General features: G+C 52.9%; 19 protein-coding genes. 17 read left to right on the forward strand and 2 right to left on the reverse strand.

The window, feature by feature from the left end:
* The first annotated feature begins 27 nt into the window (after positions 1-27).
* Entirely contained in the window at positions 28-1,110 is a 1,083-nt protein-coding gene (locus tag BCF53_RS19425) for an OmpA family protein (protein ID WP_243645795.1), read from the forward strand.
* A gap of 47 nt (positions 1,111-1,157) precedes the next feature.
* On the opposite strand, the gene rsmI is transcribed toward BCF53_RS19425, so the two are convergent.
* Positions 1,158-2,012 carry a 16S rRNA (cytidine(1402)-2'-O)-methyltransferase gene (gene rsmI, locus BCF53_RS07935; RefSeq protein ID WP_132701180.1) on the reverse strand — a complete coding sequence of 285 codons (855 nt, stop codon included), beginning with the start codon at positions 2,010-2,012 and terminating at the stop codon, positions 1,158-1,160.
* Between the two features lie 96 nt (positions 2,013-2,108).
* Between rsmI and BCF53_RS07940 the strand changes: the two genes are divergently transcribed.
* The 7 genes from BCF53_RS07940 to ppa all read left to right on the forward strand — a co-directional run bounded on the left by BCF53_RS07940 (position 2,109) and on the right by ppa (position 8,526).
* On the forward strand, positions 2,109-3,935 hold the full coding sequence (locus BCF53_RS07940) for a penicillin-binding protein activator (RefSeq protein WP_165901848.1): 1,827 nt from the start codon (positions 2,109-2,111) through the stop codon (positions 3,933-3,935).
* Positions 3,932-4,297: a YraN family protein gene (locus BCF53_RS07945; protein WP_132701182.1), complete on the forward strand. Its 366-nt coding sequence runs from the start codon at positions 3,932-3,934 to the stop codon at positions 4,295-4,297. The genes BCF53_RS07940 and BCF53_RS07945 overlap by 4 nt, the downstream gene beginning before the upstream one ends.
* Positions 4,294-4,887: a D-sedoheptulose-7-phosphate isomerase gene (locus BCF53_RS07950; protein ID WP_132701184.1), complete on the forward strand. Its 594-nt coding sequence runs from the start codon at positions 4,294-4,296 to the stop codon at positions 4,885-4,887. The genes BCF53_RS07945 and BCF53_RS07950 overlap by 4 nt, the downstream gene beginning before the upstream one ends.
* Complete coding sequence (locus BCF53_RS07955; protein ID WP_132701186.1) at positions 4,884-5,453, forward strand: BON domain-containing protein; 570 nt, start codon at positions 4,884-4,886, stop codon at positions 5,451-5,453. The genes BCF53_RS07950 and BCF53_RS07955 overlap by 4 nt, the downstream gene beginning before the upstream one ends.
* A 99-nt stretch (positions 5,454-5,552) precedes the next feature.
* On the forward strand, positions 5,553-6,440 hold the full coding sequence (locus BCF53_RS07960; RefSeq protein WP_132701187.1) for a universal stress protein: 888 nt from the start codon (positions 5,553-5,555) through the stop codon (positions 6,438-6,440).
* A 173-nt stretch (positions 6,441-6,613) separates the two neighbouring features.
* Entirely contained in the window at positions 6,614-7,897 is a 1,284-nt protein-coding gene (aroA, locus tag BCF53_RS07965) for a 3-phosphoshikimate 1-carboxyvinyltransferase (protein WP_132701188.1), read from the forward strand.
* Between the two features lie 101 nt (positions 7,898-7,998).
* On the forward strand, positions 7,999-8,526 hold the full coding sequence (ppa, locus tag BCF53_RS07970) for an inorganic diphosphatase (protein WP_132701189.1): 528 nt from the start codon (positions 7,999-8,001) through the stop codon (positions 8,524-8,526).
* Positions 8,527-8,869: 343 nt separating this feature from the next.
* Here the strand turns inward: ppa and BCF53_RS07975 are convergent, their stop codons facing one another.
* Positions 8,870-9,937 (reverse strand): DUF2333 family protein, encoded by a 1,068-nt coding sequence (locus tag BCF53_RS07975; RefSeq protein ID WP_132701190.1) that lies wholly within the window; start codon positions 9,935-9,937, stop codon positions 8,870-8,872.
* Positions 9,938-10,313: 376 nt separating this feature from the next.
* On the opposite strand from BCF53_RS07975, the gene aroQ reads away from it, so the two are divergent.
* From aroQ to purD, 9 genes are all read left to right on the forward strand, one after another.
* The gene (gene aroQ / locus BCF53_RS07980; protein WP_132701191.1) at positions 10,314-10,751 is read left to right on the forward strand and encodes a type II 3-dehydroquinate dehydratase; all 438 of its coding nucleotides are present in this window, start codon (positions 10,314-10,316) and stop codon (positions 10,749-10,751) included.
* Between the two features lie 33 nt (positions 10,752-10,784).
* On the forward strand, positions 10,785-11,243 hold the full coding sequence (gene accB / locus BCF53_RS07985) for an acetyl-CoA carboxylase biotin carboxyl carrier protein (protein WP_132701192.1): 459 nt from the start codon (positions 10,785-10,787) through the stop codon (positions 11,241-11,243).
* A 14-nt stretch (positions 11,244-11,257) separates the two neighbouring features.
* Positions 11,258-12,604, forward strand: coding sequence for an acetyl-CoA carboxylase biotin carboxylase subunit (gene accC, locus BCF53_RS07990; protein WP_132701193.1), 1,347 nt, complete (start codon positions 11,258-11,260; stop codon positions 12,602-12,604).
* A 106-nt stretch (positions 12,605-12,710) separates the two neighbouring features.
* Entirely contained in the window at positions 12,711-13,598 is an 888-nt protein-coding gene (prmA, locus tag BCF53_RS07995) for a 50S ribosomal protein L11 methyltransferase (RefSeq protein WP_132701194.1), read from the forward strand.
* 151 nt (positions 13,599-13,749) lie between these two features.
* Positions 13,750-15,102, forward strand: a complete 1,353-nt coding sequence (locus tag BCF53_RS08000) for a DUF3426 domain-containing protein (protein ID WP_165901849.1) — start codon at positions 13,750-13,752, stop codon at positions 15,100-15,102.
* A 196-nt stretch (positions 15,103-15,298) separates the two neighbouring features.
* Entirely contained in the window at positions 15,299-16,288 is a 990-nt protein-coding gene (dusB, locus tag BCF53_RS08005) for a tRNA dihydrouridine synthase DusB (RefSeq protein WP_132701246.1), read from the forward strand.
* Positions 16,285-16,584 (forward strand): DNA-binding transcriptional regulator Fis, encoded by a 300-nt coding sequence (gene fis / locus BCF53_RS08010; RefSeq protein WP_132701196.1) that lies wholly within the window; start codon positions 16,285-16,287, stop codon positions 16,582-16,584. The genes dusB and fis overlap by 4 nt, the downstream gene beginning before the upstream one ends.
* A 93-nt stretch (positions 16,585-16,677) precedes the next feature.
* On the forward strand, positions 16,678-18,273 hold the full coding sequence (gene purH, locus BCF53_RS08015) for a bifunctional phosphoribosylaminoimidazolecarboxamide formyltransferase/IMP cyclohydrolase (protein ID WP_132701197.1): 1,596 nt from the start codon (positions 16,678-16,680) through the stop codon (positions 18,271-18,273).
* 13 nt (positions 18,274-18,286) lie between these two features.
* Entirely contained in the window at positions 18,287-19,567 is a 1,281-nt protein-coding gene (gene purD, locus BCF53_RS08020; RefSeq protein WP_132701198.1) for a phosphoribosylamine--glycine ligase, read from the forward strand.
* The last annotated feature ends 6 nt before the right edge of the window (positions 19,568-19,573 follow it).

Consider the following 19,573-nt stretch of genomic DNA (forward strand, 5'->3'; position numbering starts at 1 on the left):
CTATTTAACCCCATAAAAGGACTTCTTATGAACAAGTCAATTTCTATACCGCTGATTACCGGATTGATGTGCAGCGGATTCATCTCTTCACACGCACTTGCAGAGACCTATATTGGTGGTCAGGTTGGCTACGCCGACGTCAATGACGCCTGCACCTGGTATGAAGACTGTGAAGATGAATCGATTGCCGGTGGCCTCTTTCTCGGTTATCAGGCCAATGAGCAGCTAGGCATTGAACTGGGATTGGATTGGCTGGGTGAACACGAAATTACTTATGTCGATGGCACCGCACAAATCAGTAAAGAACATCTTGCCGCCGTCACGTTAATGCCAAAATTTTCTGCACCCTTAACTGAAAAACTGGATGCCTTCTTCAAGATCGGCGCAGCCTATATGCAGTTTGGTGATGAAGATGACATCGTCCCAACGATTGCGCTGGGTGCAGATTACCAGCTTTCAGATAAATGGGACCTGCGCCTAGCCTATCAGCGCTATCATGGCATGACCGATAACATCTTTGACGGTGTGGATACCAATGCCGTCTTTGCCGGTCTGCGCTTTAACTTTGGCAAAACTGAAGAAGAGCCAATGCCTGTTATGGCAGAGCCGGAGCCGATGCCAGAGCCAGTGGTCGCCGAACCCGAGCCAATGCCAGAACCGGTTGCTGAACCTGAGCCAATGCCAGAACCTGAACCAATGCCAGTAGCCAAGCCGGAACCAGCACCGGCGCCGGAATGGGTCACCAAACAGCAGGCGAAGATGTATGACGAAAGCCTGTTCAAAGTGGGCAGTGCTGAACTTTCAGCAGAAGGCAAAAAAGCCCTCGAGCCACTGCGTGACACCCTGTATCTGTACCCTGTATCCAAGGCCACTATTATTGGCCATACCGATTCCAGAGGTTCAGAAGCATTCAACCAGCGTCTTTCAGAGCAGCGTGCTCAAGCCGTAGCAGACTACTTAACAGAGGGTGGCATCGACGCCAGCCGGTTAACAGTTAAAGGCATGGGTGAAAGCCAGCCAATCGCTACTAACGAAACCGCCGAAGGTCGCTCAATGAACCGTCGGGTAGAAGTTGAGATCCCTGAGTTCAGCTACAAAGAGCCGAAATAAGACAGGTTGAGTTTACTCCTCCAAACCATAGGCAGCTCAAGAGCTGCCTATTTTTTTAAACCCGCCAGATATTCGTAGTACGTCTTTTTATTCCCGCCAAACACCTTGGCAACCACCGCAGCGGCCTTTTTCGGTGGCATTAGCGCTTTCAGCTCATCAGCCAGCAAAAACGCCCGGCTATCTTCATCACCCTGCTCAACAGGCTGCGCACCACCCACCATCACCACAAACTCGCCCTTCTGCTGATTGCTGTCGGCACGCACCCGCTCGAGCACCTCCTGGGCACTGCCACGCAACAGCGTTTCGAAGGTTTTGGTCAGTTCACGGGCAATGACCACCGGGCGCTCGGCACCAAAGGCGGTAACGGCATCCGCCATAGAGGCTTCGATTCGATGGCTGCTTTCATAAAAAATAAGTGTCTCTGTGGCACCTTTCAGCTGCTCCATCCGCTTCAGGCGAGCAGAGCCCTTATTTGGCAGAAAGCCCTCAAAGTACCAGCGGTCAGTCGGCAACCCCGCGACCGATAAGGCCGTAATTACTGCGCTGACGCCCGGCACCGGCACTACCGTCAGGCCTGCCTCGACAACTTTATTAACCAGCACATAACCCGGATCAGAAATCAGCGGTGTTCCGGCATCGCTGACCAGTGCGATTGACTCACCGGCGCGCAGCTTATCAACGATGTACTGGGATTTTTCACGCTCGTTGTGCTCATGCAGAGAAATAAGCTGTGTTCTGCAGCCGATGCTTTCCATTAACCGCGCACTGTGACGGGTATCTTCACAGCAAATAATATCGACCTGTTTGAGTATCTTCTCCGCCCGAACAGTTAAGTCTTCCAGATTTCCAATCGGTGTTGCCACCACATACAAGGTACTTTTTACGGCTGACACGGTTTCCATTTGCTTCCCCCTTACAACCTGGCTCGCTTTCAACAATGACTTTTATCGTTGTTACTGAGTAAAATGCAGTTTTATTCAAACAGTGCTGCTTGTTTTATGCTTAATAGACTCACACTTCAAACAACTCTTTCTTCACTGCTGTTACTGCTGTTGATCTCCGGTTGCGGCACAACTTCGGTGCAAACAACCAGCGCTGATGCGGATTCCACACAAACCAGTGCGGATGCAGACTTTGTTGATCAGCAACTGACTGCCGTTGAGGCATTGACCGAGCTGGAGCACATAGAAGAAGCCAGCATCATTTTAAATGGCCTGAATTTTGAGCAGATCAGCATTGCTCAAAAAACTCGTTACATACTGAATCAAGCGCGTATCGCACTCGCCGTAGGCGAAGGGCAAACAGCGCTGGACTGGATCAGCGGCGAGTATGCCTATTTACTCGATGGCTTACCACTTGAAGATCAAATTGAAATAAGCCTGATGCGTTCTACCGCTTTCGAGCTGGTTGGCCGCCCTCTCTCCGCGGCACGCGAGCGAATCTTTCTGGCTCCGGTCCTGAATGAAGAGCAGAGCGAACAGAATCAGGAACAAATCTGGTTCAACCTGCAGCTCGTCCCTACTGAACGCCTGAAGGAACTGGCAGAGTATGAATCCAGCCCGGATATGGACGGCTGGCTTAATCTGGCCATTCTGAGCCAGGAGCAAAGCAGTGATTTAAACCAGCTGCTGAAGTCGGTCGAGCTATGGCAGGAAAGTAACCCAATGCATCCGGCAGCCCAGAACCTGCCCGGCAGCCTGCAAATGCTCAGAGAGCTGTCGCTTTCCCAGCCATCTCAAATTGCCGTCATGCTGCCGCTTTCCGGGCCACTGGTAAACGCCGGTAAAGCAATTCGTAATGGCTTGCTCTCTGCTTGGTATTCAACCCAACAGAGCGGAAACGACACACCGGAGCTGCGTTTTTACGACACGGCTAACGTTGAAGATGCCGTTAAGCTTTACGATATCGCCCGAATCAATGGTGCGGAATTAGTCATCGGTCCGCTGTCAAAAAACAAGGTGCAGCAACTGATCGACTACAACCAGCTGGATGTTCCGGTACTGGCCCTGAACTATGCCGACACCCGTGCCAGCAAGGTCAGCAACCTGTATCAGTTCGGTCTGGCACCGGAAGACGAAGCCATTCAGATTGCCGACGACATCTGGCAGCAGGGCGTGCGCAATGTCATGGTAATCTCACCGGACAGCCAATGGGGCGACCGCGTTGCCGATGCCTTTATCAGCCAGTGGCAACTGCATGGCGGCTCGATCACCAGCAAGGCGCGCTTCAACCGGCCGGATCAGTACCTGAACAACATCAAGTACGCACTGAATATTTCTGATAGCGAGCGGCGCCACGCACTGCTGGCGCAGCGACTGGATTCTGATCTGGAATTCGAATTCCGCCGCCGTCAGGATGTCGACATGGTATTCATGGTGGCCTTCCCTGCTCAGGCACGCCAGCTGAAACCGATACTCAACTATCAGCGCGCCTCCGATATTCCGGTGGTCGCAACCTCCAACATCTACGCCGGCCAGCAGGCTCCGGATAAAGATCAGGATTTAAACAACATCCGCTTTGTGGAAATGCCGTGGCGACTCTATGACCAGCCCGAAAAACAGCAGGCCAGCGAAGCCTTCCAGAACAGCATTGCTAACTATGCGTCACTGGTGGCGCTGGGCATTGATGCCTACCGGCTGTATCCGCGTGCGCCACAGATGTCCGTCTTTGGCGATGTCCGCATTCAGGGTGTCACCGGTGCATTAACCATGAGCGATACCGGCCGTGTCATACGCGAGCTCGATTGGGCCGTGGTAAAAAATGGTATTGTAGAACCCGCACCTTTTCTGGATAAGGGCAACGAAGAGCTGTCAGCCGACCTATGAGCAAGCCTGAACATCTAACCAAGGGCAGTCAGGCCGAAAGCCTGGCTGCACGCACCGTGAGCGAGGCCGGTCTGAAGGTCATTCAGCAGAATTTTCATTCACGTTTCGGCGAGATCGATCTGATCTGCCGGGATGGCAATGAGCTGATATTTGTTGAAGTTCGCTATCGTTCCAGTGCAGGCTTTGGTGGTGCTGCCGCCAGCGTTACCACGGCGAAGCAGAAGAAGATTACCAAAGCAGCACAGTACTTTATTTTAACCAACCCGGCGTTAAGCTCACTTTTTATGCGCTTTGATGTCATAGCTATCGATGCCGGAAACAGCATTGAATGGATTAAAGGAGCCTTTCAGGCCGCGTTATGAATCCGGAAGATTTAATCGTTGAGCAAATTGGTCAGTCACTGGAAACCTTCCAGATGGCCGCTGAAACCCTATCCGACCTGCTGGTTCACGCCAGCGATGTGATCACCGAGTGCCTGCTCAGTGACGGCAAGGTTGCGGTTTGTGGCATGGGGACTTCCGGTGCAACGGCGGCCAGCTTCGCCGTACGTATGCTCAGTAAATTTGAGCGCGAACGCCCCGGATTGCCGGCTATCATTTTAAATGGCGACGGTGTGATGACCAGTGCAATAGCCAACCATTCAGGGCCGGGCGACATCTACTCACAACAGATTCGGGCGCTGTGTCATGAACAGGATATCCTGCTGATTGTCTCGGCAACCGGAACCGCCTCGGCGCTGGTTAAGGCCATTCAGGCCGCGCACGATCAGGGCACCACGGTCATCGCCCTGACCGGCGGAAACGGCGGTGATGTTGCCGCCCTGCTTGAAGATACCGATATTGAACTGCGTGTTGAAAACGACCGCATCGGGCCGGTCCAGCTGACTCACCATATGCTGCTGAACTGCCTGGTAGAACTGATTGAAAATGCTATTTTCGGAAGTGAACTATGATCCAGAAACTATTTGCTGCGTTAACCCTGCTTGTCGTCTTAAACGGCTGTACCACCCTCACCAGCGCTGTAACAGAAGACCCGATCACCACCGACCCGGAAGGTCGCACCATGGGTGAAGTGATCGACGATAAAAATACCCGCACCCGCTTGGCGGTCAACCTGGAAAAATACGACGAGCGTTACAAAGAAGCGAATGTCGATATTTACGTTAATGCCGGCGTCGTGCTTATCGTTGGCCAGGTACCCACAGCTGAAATGGTTCAGCGCGCTACCGAGCTGTTGAGCAGCGATACTCAGGTTCAGGCCATTCACAATCATCTGACCGCAGAGCCGAACATTAAAACCAGCCTCGCCTCCAGCGATAAATGGCTGGGCGTTAAGGTTCGCTCGCGCATGTTTTCGGCCGATAACTTCTCATCCTCAAACATCGATGTCATCGTTCAGAAAGGCGTAGTTTACATCATGGGCCGGGTCACCGAAGAAACGGCTGACCGTGCTGTGCAGATCGCATCAGAAGTAAACGGCGTTCAAAAGGTAGTTAAAGTATTCCAAATCATTCCCTGATGTTGATGTAGGTCAGCGCAAAACTGGCCACCCCTTCTAGTCTTAATACTGATACCCGGTCGATGACCGGGCCAGAATTACAGGCTTGGAGGACTCGCTATGTTCGAACACGGCCAAATCATTGTTTTACTCGATCCCGCTGAAGAAAGCGCTCCCGCTGTTGAAAAGGCAGCCCAGCTGGCGCAAATCTCTGAAGCATCTATCACCCTGTTTTCATCCGGCTACGACAGTGCACTGAGCAGTGCCCATCCACACTCTGAAAATGCCCGCGATGCCTATCTGTCGCGCATGATCGATGGCCTGGAGGCGTTAGCCGACGTCGCCCGCAACCGCAATGTCAAGGTAGCCACCGAGGCCGTTTGGGATAAACACGCCGGCACCGCGCTGCTGAACTACCTGCAGGACAACCCCGCTGACCTGGTCGTTAAGGCAACGCACCATCAAAACGTACTGCAGCGAACCTTCTTCAGCCAAACCGACTGGGAACTGATCCGCCACTGCCCGGTACCACTGCTGCTCACCAAGCGCACGGCCTGGCATGACAAAATTATGATTACCGCGGCGGTGGACCCTGTACGCACCAACGACAAGCCGGATTTCCTCGATGACCACATCATCGAGTATGGCCAGAAGCTGAAAAAGGCACTCAATGGCCAACTGCAACTGCTGCATGTTTATGACCCAACCCCACTGATGATTTATCTGGATCAGCCGGCCATTAACTCAGCTGATGTGGGTGAAGAGATCCGCCAGCAGCACAAGGATGCACTGGATGAGCTGGCCAGCCGCGCCGGCATTGAACCGGATAACGCCAAGCTGGAAATGGGTTCACCGGTGCAGGTGATTCCGGATTTCCTGTACGAATATGATGTCGATATCGTCATCATGGGGGCCGTTTCCCGATCCGGCATTGAGCGCTGGCTGCTCGGCCATACCGCAGAAAAGGTTCTCGACCGGATTACTGTCGACATCCTGATTGCCAAATAAGTAGCCACTTAACCAGGGCAGCGGCGCATTTACGGCCTGCTGCTCCGGCCTGAACCCGTCTCAAAAACGAATCCCTGTGCTGCAGCATTTACACCAATAGACGGGTGTAGCCCGCAGCAAACTGGCTTACAATGGCCGCAACACCTCCAATTCCAAACCGCATTCAGGATATTATGCAAACACTAGCTCTTCCTAAATTAAGCCGCGCTCAAGGCGACATCACCATTCCCGGCTCCAAGAGCCTGTCTAACCGAATTTTGCTACTGGCCGCTCTGTGCTCGGGCAAGACCACCGTTTCAAACCTGCTCGACAGCGATGACATCCGCCACATGCTGACCGCATTAAAGCAACTGGGCGTTAGCTACCAACTGAGCGAAGACCGCACTGAATGCATCGTTGACGGCCTGAACGGGCCACTGGCCAGCGGCCAGATCGAAACGCTGTTTCTGGGTAACGCCGGCACCGCCATGCGACCCTTGGCTGCAGCCCTGTGCATTGGTTCCGGCGAATTTGAACTGACTGGTGAAGACCGCATGTTTGAACGCCCTATCGGGGATCTGATCACCGCCATGCAGCCGCTGGGCATCGACGTTGAATACCTGAAAGACCCCGGCTTCCCACCGCTTAAAATCAAAGCGAAGCAACTGACGGCTAAGCCGATATCCATCGACGGCAGCATTTCCAGCCAGTTCCTGACCGCCGTACTCATGGCCGCCCCGCTGCTGAAACAGGAAATCACCATTGAGGTTGAAGGCGAGCTGGTATCCAAGCCATACATCGACATCACCCTGAACGTCATGAAGCAATTTGGTGTTGAAGTCGATAATCAGAACTATCAGCGCTTTGTATTAGACGGCAAGCAGCAGTACCGCTCACCGGGCAGCATCCTGGTGGAAGGCGATGCCAGCAGCGCCAGCTACTTCCTGGCTGCCGGCGCTATTGGTGGAGGCCCGGTCAAGGTGCACGGTACCGGCACCGCTTCGGTTCAGGGCGATACCCGCTTTGCTGAAGTGCTGGAAAAGATGGGGGCTACCGTCACCTGGTCTGAAAACTGGATTGAAGTGTCTGCCAAGGGCCCGCTGAAGGCCGTTGATCTCGACCTGAACCATATTCCGGATGCCGCCATGACCATTGCCGTTGCCGCGCTGTTCGCAGAAGGCACCACGACAATCCGCAACATCTACAACTGGCGCGTTAAAGAAACTGATCGCATTGAAGCCATGGCGACTGAACTTCGTAAGCTGGGCGCAACAGTCGATGATGGTCACGATTATATTTCCGTGACACCTCCGGCCAGCGTTAAGGGCGCGGCTATCGATACCTATAATGATCACCGGATTGCCATGTGCTTCTCACTGGCGGCCTTTGCCACCGATGGCGTTGTCATCAACGATCCGGGCTGTACCGCAAAGACCTTCCCGGACTACTTTGAGCGCTTCAGCCAGATCACCGAATAAGAAAAGGCTATCGGCCTCTTTCTTTAGTTGCAGTGTGCTCCTTGGGCACACTGTCTATAATTCGCCCGTTGATTCACAAAACCTATCAAAAGAGGCAAATCATGAGCTATAACCAAGTCCCCGCCGGTAAAGACGTACCAAACGACGTCTACGTTGTTATTGAAATTCCTGCCAATCACAGCCCGATCAAATATGAGATCGAAAAAGAATTCGATGCCCTGATGGTCGACCGCTTCATGGCAACGCCAATGTTCTACCCGGCGAACTACGGCTATATCCCTAACACCCTGGCCGACGATGGCGACGCTGTCGACGTACTGGTGGTCACGCCTTACCCGGTTGCACCGGGTTCCGTTATCCGCGCCCGCCCAATCGGCGTACTGGAAATGACCGACGAAGCCGGTTCCGACGCCAAGGTCGTTGCAGTACCACACGACAAGCTGACCACCATCTATAAAGATGTCCAGGAAGCAACCGACCTGCCGCCACTGCTGCTGGAGCAGATCAAACACTTCTTCGAAAACTACAAAGACCTGGAAGTGGGCAAGTGGGTGAAGGTAGAAGGCTGGGCAGACGCGGCCAAAGCGAAAGCCATCATCAGCGAGTCTTTTGAGGCGGCGAAGAAGTAGGGTTTAGAGGCTGGATGCTCGATGCTGGATGCGAGTGGTCGGGCAGTGGCGTTAGACGTGAGATGTAAGACGTTAGACGTGAGATGCAAGACGCATCAGAGCCACAAGCCGGGGCTTTCTGCGCAGGTGCAGAGGGGTGTCTGAGGCCGCAGGCCGAGTTCCCGAACACCTAAGCGGGAAGCACCGGTTGGTGGCGCGTAGCTATAGGTTGGACGTTAAACGTGAGACGTTAGATGCTAGGTTCTAGATACGAGATTCCAGAGACGCCCGCGGTCCAGAGGGCCGCGACACTGCAAAAAAGGCCACATCGCGTGGCCTTTTCTTATTGAGCGGTAAGCCTTGCTCAGCCCTTATCCAACAGCTCGCGCAGATCGATAATGGCGGCATTCGCACGGGAAATGTAGTTAGCCATCACCAGTGAATGGTTGGCGATCATACCGAAACCATTTCCGTTCAGAATGAACGGCGACCAAACCGTCTCCTGAGTCGATTCCAACTCGCGAATAATCTGCTGCAGGCTGACCAATGCAGTTTTGTTTTCCAAAACCGTCGCAAAATCGACCTCGACAGCACGCAGCACATGCAGCAATGCCCATGAATAACCCCGCGCCTCGTAGAAGATATCATCAACCTCAAAGCGTGGTGTTTTCACCTGACTTTGCGATTGCGCCGGCGTTGATTGTGCAGCATTCGCTTCACCGGCTAAATCCGTGTTGTAGCGCTGCTGACCCACACTGGCACTGAGCCGCTGAGACAGCGAACCCAGGCGCGTCTCAACATCCATCAGCCAACTCGATAGATTATCTGCACGGGCATAGAACTGAGCATCGGGCTGAGCAGGGTCTGCCAGGCGTTTCATATAACCTTCGATGTAGCGCACGGCGCTGCGGTACTCACCCTCGGTGGAAGGCAACATCCAGCTGTCGTTATTGAAGTGAAACAGCGGCTCAGCCTTAACCAAATCTACATCTTCAGTCGATTGCGATTGAGAACGGCTCATATCCTTCCGCAGTGAACGTGACAAATCCCGAAGCTGAATCACCACACCGTATTCCCAGTTCGGCATGTTATCCAGGAACACAGACGGCGGCATTACATCGTTGGAAAGGTAGCCACCCGGCTTACTGAGCAGCGTGTCTGCCAGATGTTTCAGAGTAAAGGCCGTCGTGTAGCCAACCACCATTTTCTGACCCTGGCTTTCTACCGACTCCTGAGCCAGCTGCACAACATTCTGATCGCCGGGCTCCATGCTCCAGTAAATTCCCAGAACAACCCAAATCACCAGCAGCAGGACGACCAAAGCTGACAGAATGCGCTTCCAGCTTTTCTTACCCGCCCCCTCTTCCTTTCCAGCAAAAGGCGCCTTTTGCTTCATTGCCGCCCACAGGCGCTTAGCTCTTGTTTTGATCATGCCCGAAACTCCATAAACTATTGTTATGAGGGTAGCGGGACTTACAGTATTCGCCAATAGCCTTTCTGCCTCTTTTTTTCATAATTCCGGCCCTGCCCGAAGTGGTTAGCCCACCTGCATCTACCAGTGGTCTGAATGAAAAATGAGCCTGCCCTTTTCACACCTTTAAGTAATTTATTCTTTTACACTTTCTCCAGCATTCCGCCTGAGGCGAGAATACGTGTGCTTTGCGTACATTTAGTGACTAAAATTCACAACTAATGTTCATCATTTTGGTTGCGCATGTAAGATAACCGCATTATCTTGCTGCGATGGTTGCAATTTCGATGCTTTTAGCGACAAATTAACTACCTTTATATTTAACCCAAGGTGCTTCATGGCTACTATCTTGTTACTCAATGGACCCAATCTGAACTTATTAGGTACCCGAGAACCAGAAATTTACGGTGCTGATACCCTGAACGACATCGTAAGCCAACTTTCGAATGAAGCTGAGACTATGGGTCACAGCCTCCGTCACCTTCAATCGAATCACGAAGGCGTTCTGATTGATCGCATTCATGAAACACTGACTGACGGGACTGATTTCATTCTGATCAACCCGGGCGCCTATACGCACACCAGTGTTGCTCTCCGAGATGCACTGGCCGGTGTAAGTAAGCCGTTTATCGAGCTACATTTATCCAATGTGCATGCACGGGAAGAATTCAGACACCATTCCTATCTGGCACCACTGGCTTGTGGTGTTATGGCTGGGTTTGGAACTAACAGCTATTCACTGGCTCTTAAAGCCGCAGATCAATTACTCAAATAACAGACGACATAATTAAATTGTTGAGGTCAACACATGGACATTCGCAAAGTCAAAAAACTTATTGAACTTCTTGAAGAATCAAACATTGACGAAATTGAGATTTCTGAGGGAGAAGAAGCAATCCGCATCAGCCGTAATTCCCATTCAGCGGCTGCACAGGCCCCTGTTCACTACGCTGCACCTGTCGCCAGCGCACCTGTTGCTGCACCGGCAGCCGCTTCTGAACCGGAAGCGGCTGCCCCTGCTGCAGAAATAGCGGGTCACGCAGTGAAATCGCCAATGGTCGGCACCTTCTACCGCTCGCCTTCACCCACCAGCCCTAAGTTTGTTGAAGTAGGACAGCAGGTTTCTGCCGGCGACACCATCTGCATCGTTGAAGCGATGAAAATGATGAACCAAATTGAAGCTGACAAGAGCGGCGTTGTTGAAGCCATTCTGGTTGAAGACGGTTCTCCTGTAGAGTTTGACCAGCCGCTGATCACGATCAGCTGATCGGAGGCAAACCCATGTTGAAAAAAGTACTGATCGCCAACCGTGGCGAAATTGCATTACGAATCCTGCGCGCCTGTAAAGAGCTGGGCATTAAAACCGTGGCGGTGCACTCCACTGCCGATCGCGATTTAAAGCATGTCAAACTGGCCGATGAAGCCGTATGTATCGGCCCGGCATCGTCGACCGACAGCTACCTGAACATTCCGGCCATTATTTCGGCTGCTGAAGTCACCCAAGCTGACGGCATCCACCCGGGCTACGGCTTCCTGGCTGAGCGGGCAGACTTTGCTGAGCAGATTGAAAACTCTGGCTTCACCTTTATCGGCCCAAGTGCAGACGTTATTCGCCTGATGGGCGACAAGGTTTCTGCTATTGAAGCGATGAAAAAAGCGGGTGTCCCAACGGTTCCGGGTTCTGATGGTCCGTTGCCTGAAGATGAAGACGAGTGCAAGGCTATTGGCCAGCGCATCGGCTACCCGGTGATCATTAAAGCCGCAGCCGGCGGCGGCGGGCGCGGTATGCGCGTGGTCAAAAAGGAAGAAGAGCTGATCAAGTCTATTCAGGTCACTCAATCTGAAGCCAAAGCAGCCTTCGGTGATGGCACCGTCTACATGGAAAAATTCCTGACCAATCCGCGTCACGTGGAAATTCAGGTTATTTCCGATGGCCAGGGCTCTGCTATTCACCTGGGTGACCGCGATTGCTCACTGCAGCGTCGTCACCAGAAGGTACTGGAAGAAGCACCGGCACCCAATATCGATGAACAGGCTCGCGCCAAAGTTCAGGCAGCGTGTGTCAAAGCCTGTATCGACATTAACTACCGCGGTGCCGGCACCTTCGAGTTCCTCTATGAAGACGGTCATTTCTACTTCATTGAAATGAATACCCGGGTTCAGGTTGAACACCCTGTCTCTGAAATGGTGACCGGTGTGGACATCATTAAAGAGCAGCTGAATGTTGCGTCCGGCAACCCTCTTTCGATCACTCAGGATCAGATCGAAATTTCCGGCCATGCCTTTGAATGCCGTATCAATGCCGAAGACTCCTCAACATTCCTGCCATCACCGGGCCGGATTACCCAATTCCACCCACCCGGTGGTTTAGGTGTTCGTTGGGATTCGCACATTTACGGCGGCTACACGGTTCCACCTTACTACGATTCAATGATCGGCAAGCTGATCACCTTTGCACCCAGCCGTGCTGAGGCTCTGGCGCGAATGAATTCCGCCCTGGATGAATTGGTCGTCGGTGGTATCAAGTCGAACGTTGAACTGCAGAAGAAACTGGTCAACGACGAAGGCTTCAAGAAAGGCGGAGTCAACATCCACTATCTTGAACACAAGCTTGCAGAAGAACAGTAAGCACGGCCTATACAAGCCGCTTTAAAGAGAAGGGTGACATTCACCCTTCTCTTTTTTAGCCTTCGCGCTAAACTCCCCCTCCCCAAACGTCTTGAGAGATCAACCGATGCCCTGGTTACAAATTCGCATTCCTACCCTTCCTGAACACACAGAAATGCTGGAGGATGCGCTGCTGATCGCCGGTTGTCAGGCCGTCACCCTGCTCGACAGCAAAGACCAGCCGGTCTTCGAACCGATTCGCGGAACTACACCACTGTGGCAGCAGACGACGGTTCAGGGGTTGTTTGAGGAAGATGTCGATACCCCGCAGCTGCTTGAGCAGATTTCCACGGTGATCAAAGAAAATCAGCTGCAAACCGGCACCATTACGACCGAGATCCTGGAAGATAAAGACTGGGAGCGCGAGTGGATGAGTAACTTCAAGCCCATTCAGTGCGGTGAAAAACTGTGGATTGTACCCTCCTGGACAGACGCGCCCGATACAAATGCCGTCAACCTGAAGCTCGACCCCGGTCTGGCGTTTGGCACCGGTACCCACCCAACCACCTTTTTGTGTCTTGAGTGGCTGGATAAAAACGTCAACGGCGGCGAATCCGTTCTCGATTATGGCTGCGGCTCCGGCATTCTTGGTCTGGCCGCCATTCTGCTTGGCTCCGCACGCATGGATGGCCTGGATATTGACCCTCAGGCGCTCATTGCCACAAAAAACAACGCACAAGCCAACGGCATCAATGACGATCAGTACCGGGTAACGACGGAACCGGGTGAGCTCGACGCGCAATATGACATCGTTGTCGCCAACATTCTGGCCGGCCCTTTGTGCGATCTAAGTGAGAGCATTTGCCGGCACCTTAAACCAAATGCTCCGATTGTGCTCTCCGGAATTCTCGCCCATCAGGCCGAAACGGTTATGCAGGCCTACCAACCCTGGATCAATTTTGACCCTGTTGCGGAAAAGGAAGGTTGGATTCGGTTAAGTGGTTCACGAAAATAAGCACCCTGTGCAACGCCAGCCTATTTGATTTAAAGTTAGACCTTCCTTAAACTTCGTTGGCTAAGCTATGGTTTTACCGATAAAAAAACCAATCTTGCAAATTAACCTATATGCGTTATAACCGGCATGGATGCAAAGGAACTCACTGGCCATGGCTGAATCATTTATTACTCAATGCCCCCACTGTGGAACATCTTTCAGGGTAAGAACTGAACAGCTTTCTGTTGCCAATGGATCTGTCCGCTGCGGCGCCTGCCTTCAGGTATTTAGCGCTCGCAACCATGTCGTTACCGGCTCCACACCGCCAGCAGCGCCGGTCGCCAAACCGGCACCCGCAGCGGCCGTCAAACCAGCAGCCGTTAAACCTGCGCCCGCTCCGGTAAAAACCAAACCCAAAACACCATTTGACGACAGCCTGGATCTGCCCCCGGCCAAACCAAAACCGGCAGCAGCTGTGCCAACACCTATTAAAGCCGAAGAGCCGGATTTCGAAGAGTTTTTTGCCGCCGAAGAAGATGACGATGCAGAATTCATTTTTGCCGATGGCGATGATGACGACGATCTGGAAGATGAGTTCATATTCAGCGATGGCCCGAATGATAAGCTGTTTGATGAAGACGAACAGGAAGAAGGCCTCGGCGAGCTTTCCGATAGCTTCCTGAACCTGCACTCCGGCCAGAAAACCGCCCCCAAGGCGGATCACTTCCAGCAGGAAATACACCAATCCGAAAACGACGACTTCGATGACGACGATGAAGTCGATGAGAGTTGGGCCGAATCCATCCTGCAGGAGATGGAACAGGAAGAGCAGCAAAAGAAAGCCGTATTTGATACCGAAAAGCCCCGGGAACCAGAAAAGGCGGCTATCGAGGTCGAAAGCGTTCCCATTGAGCCAGAGCCAATTCACTCGATCCTGGATTTCGACGATGACGATTTCTCGATCCCGCAGAGTGCATCACAGATAGTCTCCCAGGCGAGCGAAGAGATTGAACACGACTTTCCGTTTGAAGACCGTTTCCACAAGCTTCGCCCGCTTGGCTGGCTGCTGATTGTTCTGCTAACCGTCGGCCTGGTTGCGCAACTGGCGTGGATGGAACGCGAAACTTACGCGCGCATGGACCAATGGCGCGGCATTTACCAGGCCGTTTGCGACCGTATTGGCTGCACACTGCCGGATCAGGTCGACCTCAACAGCATCCGCACCTCCGTACTGGTACGCGAGCACAAAGATACCAGCCTCTCAGATATCTATGTCGTTGATGTCATTCTCACCAACAAGGCGCCATTTAAGCAGTCTTTCCCGGCTCTGGTTCTGCAATACACCGATGTTAACGGCAAGCTTATTGCCGATCAGATATTCCAACCGAAGCAGTATTTGAAAGGTGAAATGACCGGTGTAGAGCAGATGCCTATCAACACCCGAATCTACGTTGCACTGGCAATTAAGAAACCAAGTGCAAATGCAGTGAATTATCAGTTACTGCTGACTCCGGCCAGTAACTAATCATTATCAACAGATGCGCTATAAGTGACTGAAAACTATAGCGCTTTCCCCCATAAAGCGGGCCTGATACCTAGCACTACCGATTCCGATCATCAAGGCAAATATTTGACTTTATTTAGTCTAACCGACCTTTTAAAACCCCAGCAGACCAGCTATTATTTCGCGCCCTTGAGTTGAGCGTTTTTTGACCTGTTTCGTGTTTAATATTGGCCCCTACACCATCACACAGCCGACCGTGCTGGCGCCAATGGCCGGCGTAACAGACCAGCCGTTTCGTAAGCTGTGCCGTTCGCTGGGTGCCGGTTTAGCAGTCTCTGAAATGGTCACCAGCGAAACCAGGCTGTGGAAAACCAATAAATCCCGTTGGCGTATGAACCATGCTGGCGAGGAAGGCCCAATCAGCGTGCAGATTGCCGGCGGTGACCCACAGGCACTTGCTGTCGCAGCGGCCAATAACGTGAAACTGGGTGCACAGATCATCGATATCAACATGGGTTGCCCGGCCAAGAAGGTCTGTAACCGTGCTGCCGGTTCGGCACTGATGAAAGACGAAGCCCTGGTTTCCGATATTCTCGAAGCTGTTACCCGCGCGGTTTCAGTGCCGGTTACTCTGAAGATTCGCACCGGTTGGGATGAACACAGCAAGAATGCGGTCACTATTGCCAAAATGGCAGAACAGAACGGTATTGCCCTACTCTCTGTTCATGGCCGCACCCGGGCAGATGCCTACAATGGCGAAGCAGAATATGAAACCATCGCCGCAGTAAAGCAGGCCGTCAGCATTCCGGTATTAGCCAACGGCGACATCAACAGCCCGGAAAAAGCCGCCAGCGTATTAAATATCACTGGCGCCGACGGTGTCATGATCGGCCGGGGCGCTCAGGGGAATCCGTGGATTTTCCAGGCCATAAATCAGTACCTGGCGACTGGTCAGCTGATTGCAGAGCCCTCCAAACAGGAGGTGTTCAGCACACTGACCGGACACATAAACGCCCTGCACGAATTTTATGGCGACTATATGGGTGTGCGCATAGCCCGCAAGCACCTGGGCTGGTATCTCAAAGGTCAGGGGATTGCCAAGCACCACTACCAACAATTTAATTCGCTTGAACATTGTCATGAGCAAATTCAGGCGATAGAAAACATTTTTGAACAATTTGAAAGACTGAAGGAAAGCGCCGCATGAAAGCAGAAGCTCTTGTACCAAACACCGAATCATCAGAACCACTCAATATTCACGCTGCGGCTGAAGCACCCCAAACTCTGCGCGACAGCGTTGAGATTGCGATGAGAAACTACTTCTCTCATCTGGAGGGTCAGGACATCACCAACGTACATCAGATGGTGCTGAACGAAGTTGAAGCGCCAATGCTCGAGGCCGTTATGCGTTACTGCCGGGACAACCAGACCAAAGCCAGCAAGGTACTCGGTCTGAACCGAGGCACACTGCGCAAAAAGCTGAAGCAATACGGCTTACTGTAAAATTCAAAAGGCGACTTCGGTCGCCTTTGTTGTTTTTAACGCTTTCTTTTTTTGACCGTTTAATCAATTTTATACTTCCAATCCGAGGAATCCATGAGCCAGTCAGAATCGGTAGTTACCCCTAAAAAAGCACTCATCAGCGTTTCAGATAAATCCGGCATCGTTGAATTTGCCAAGGCCCTCAGTGAACGCAATGTCGACATTATCTCCACCGGCGGTACCTTTAAACTACTTAAAGACAGTGGCATCCCGGTCGAGGAAGTTTCCAGCGTAACCGACTTCCCGGAAATGATGGACGGCCGTGTTAAGACACTGCACCCGAAAATTCATGGAGGTATTCTCGGCCGCCGCGGCACCGACGATGAAGTGATGCAGCAGCACGGTATCGACCCGATCGATCTGGTGGTTGTTAACCTGTACCCGTTCGCCTCAACCATTGCCAAAGACGACTGCATTCTTGCCGATGCCATTGAAAACATCGACATCGGCGGGCCAACCATGGTGCGCTCTGCCGCCAAGAACCATAAAGATGTTGCCATTGTTGTCGACGCCAGCAAGTATGACGACCTGGTGAAAGAACTGGATGAGTTCGGTGGCATTAAGGCCAGCACCCGCTTTGAACTGGCCCGTTCTGCCTTTGAACACACCGCGCAGTACGACGGCATGATTGCCAACTACCTGGGTACTGTTCCGGCGGAAACCCCGGCAGCCGAGGTGCCTGCACGTACCGACTTCCCGAACACCTTCAACAGCCAGTTCGAGCTGAAAGAGGTCATGCGCTATGGTGAGAACCCGCATCAGAAGGCCGCCTTCTATGTTGAACCGGGCGAAAAAGAAGCCGGCATCTCCACCATTACCACGCTTCAGGGCAAGCCGCTGAGCTACAACAACATTGCCGATACCGATGCCGCACTGGAATGCGTCAAGTGTTTTGAAGAGCCGGCCTGCGTTATCGTCAAGCACGCCAACCCTTGTGGCGTTGCAACCGGTGCCAGCCTGAAGGAAGCCTATCAGCGTGCGCTGTCTGCCGACACCAAATCGGCCTTCGGCGGCATTATTGCCTTCAACCGCGAGCTGGATGCTGAAGCAGCCAGTGCCATCATCGGCACCCAGTTTGTGGAAGTCATCATTGCCCCGGCCGTTTCAGCGGCGGCAAAAGAAGTGGTTGCAGCCAAGCCAAACGTCCGCCTGCTGGCATGCGGCCAGTGGGGTGCGGCAAAGCCGGCGCTCGATTTCAAGCGCGTTACCGGTGGCCTGTTGGTACAGGATCGCGATCTGGGCAAGATCACCCCGGCGGATTTCAACGTCGTCACCAAGGTTGCGCCAACCGAACAGCAGATCAAAGACATGCTGTTTGCCTGGAACGTTGCCAAGTTTGTTAAATCCAACGCCATTGTTTACGCCAAAGACGGCCTCTCCACCGGCATCGGTGCAGGTCAGATGAGCCGCGTGTACAGTGCCATTATCGCCAAGATTAAAGCCGCGGATGAAAACATCGAGATCGCCGGTTCCGCGATGGCCTCTGAAGCCTTCCTGCCGTTCCGTGACAGTATTGATCAGGCCGCAGAGACCGGTATTACCGCAGTCATTCAACCGGGTGGCAGCATGCGCGACAACGAAGTAATTGAAGCCGCCGACGAGCATGGCATCGCCATGGTATTCACCGGCATGCGCCACTTCCGCCACTAACAGGAGAGCACACATGAATGTATTGATTATTGGTAACGGTGGCCGTGAGCATGCATTAGCCTGGAAAACCGCTCAGGATGCCAAGGTCGAAAAGGTATTCGTAGCACCCGGCAATGCCGGTACCGATGGTGAAAGCGGCATTACCAATGTTGCGATTGATGCGCTGGATTTCCCAGCCCTGGCAGAGTTTGCCAAAGCCAACCAGATAGAACTGACCATCGTTGGCCCGGAAGCGCCACTGGTCGAAGGCGTGGTGGATTACTTTGAAGCACAGGGTCTGGCGATCTTCGGGCCAACCAAGGCCGCCGCTCAGCTCGAAGGCTCAAAAGCCTTCACCAAAGACTTTCTCGCCCGCCACAACATTCCAACGGCTTTCTACGGTGTATTTACTGAAGAAGACAAAGCCATTGCCTATATCGAAGAAAAGGGTGCGCCCATTGTTGTTAAGGCCGATGGCCTAGCAGCAGGTAAGGGTGTGATTCTGGCGCAGACCAACGAAGAAGCCATCGCAGCGGTCAAAGACATGCTGTCCGGCAACAAATTCGGTGATGCCGGCGCGCGCGTGGTTGTCGAGCAGTTTTTAACCGGTGAAGAAGCCAGCTTTATTGTTATGGTTGATGGTGAAGATGTACTGCCACTGGCCACATCCCAGGATCACAAGGCCCGCGACAACGGCGATACCGGCCCCAACACTGGCGGCATGGGTGCTTACTCTCCGGCACCGGTGGTGACCGGAGAAATTTATGATCGCATCATGAATGAAGTGATCTACCCGACTGTTAAAGGCATGAACGCAGAAGGCAACCGCTACCGTGGCTTCCTTTATGCCGGCATCATGGTTGGCGAAGACAAGACGCCTTTCGTGCTGGAATACAACTGCCGCTTCGGTGATCCGGAAACCCAGCCTATTATGATGCGGCTGCAATCGGATCTCAGCGAACTTTGTCTGGCTGCCATCAACGGCAACCTGGCGACACAGCAAGCCAATTGGACAGAACAGGCCGCCATCGGGGTTGTGCTCGCTGCCGGCGGTTATCCGTTCGATTACCGCAAGGGCGATGTCATTGAAGGCATCGAAGCCGCTGAAGCCACTGGCGCTAAAGTCTTCCAGGCAGGAACGGCGAAGAACGAAGCCGGTCAAATCACCACCAACGGTGGGCGAGTACTGTGTGTCACCGCACTGGGCGACAGCGTTGCCGCGGCGCAGCAGGCTGCTTATCAGGCGGTCGATAAAATTAGCTGGAACGACGTTTACTACCGCACCGATATTGGCCATAAGGCCATCAACCGCTAGGTTTAT

It is taken from the genome of Reinekea marinisedimentorum, assembly GCF_004341165.1.
In the GTDB taxonomy this organism is placed as follows: domain Bacteria; phylum Pseudomonadota; class Gammaproteobacteria; order Pseudomonadales; family Natronospirillaceae; genus Reinekea; species Reinekea marinisedimentorum.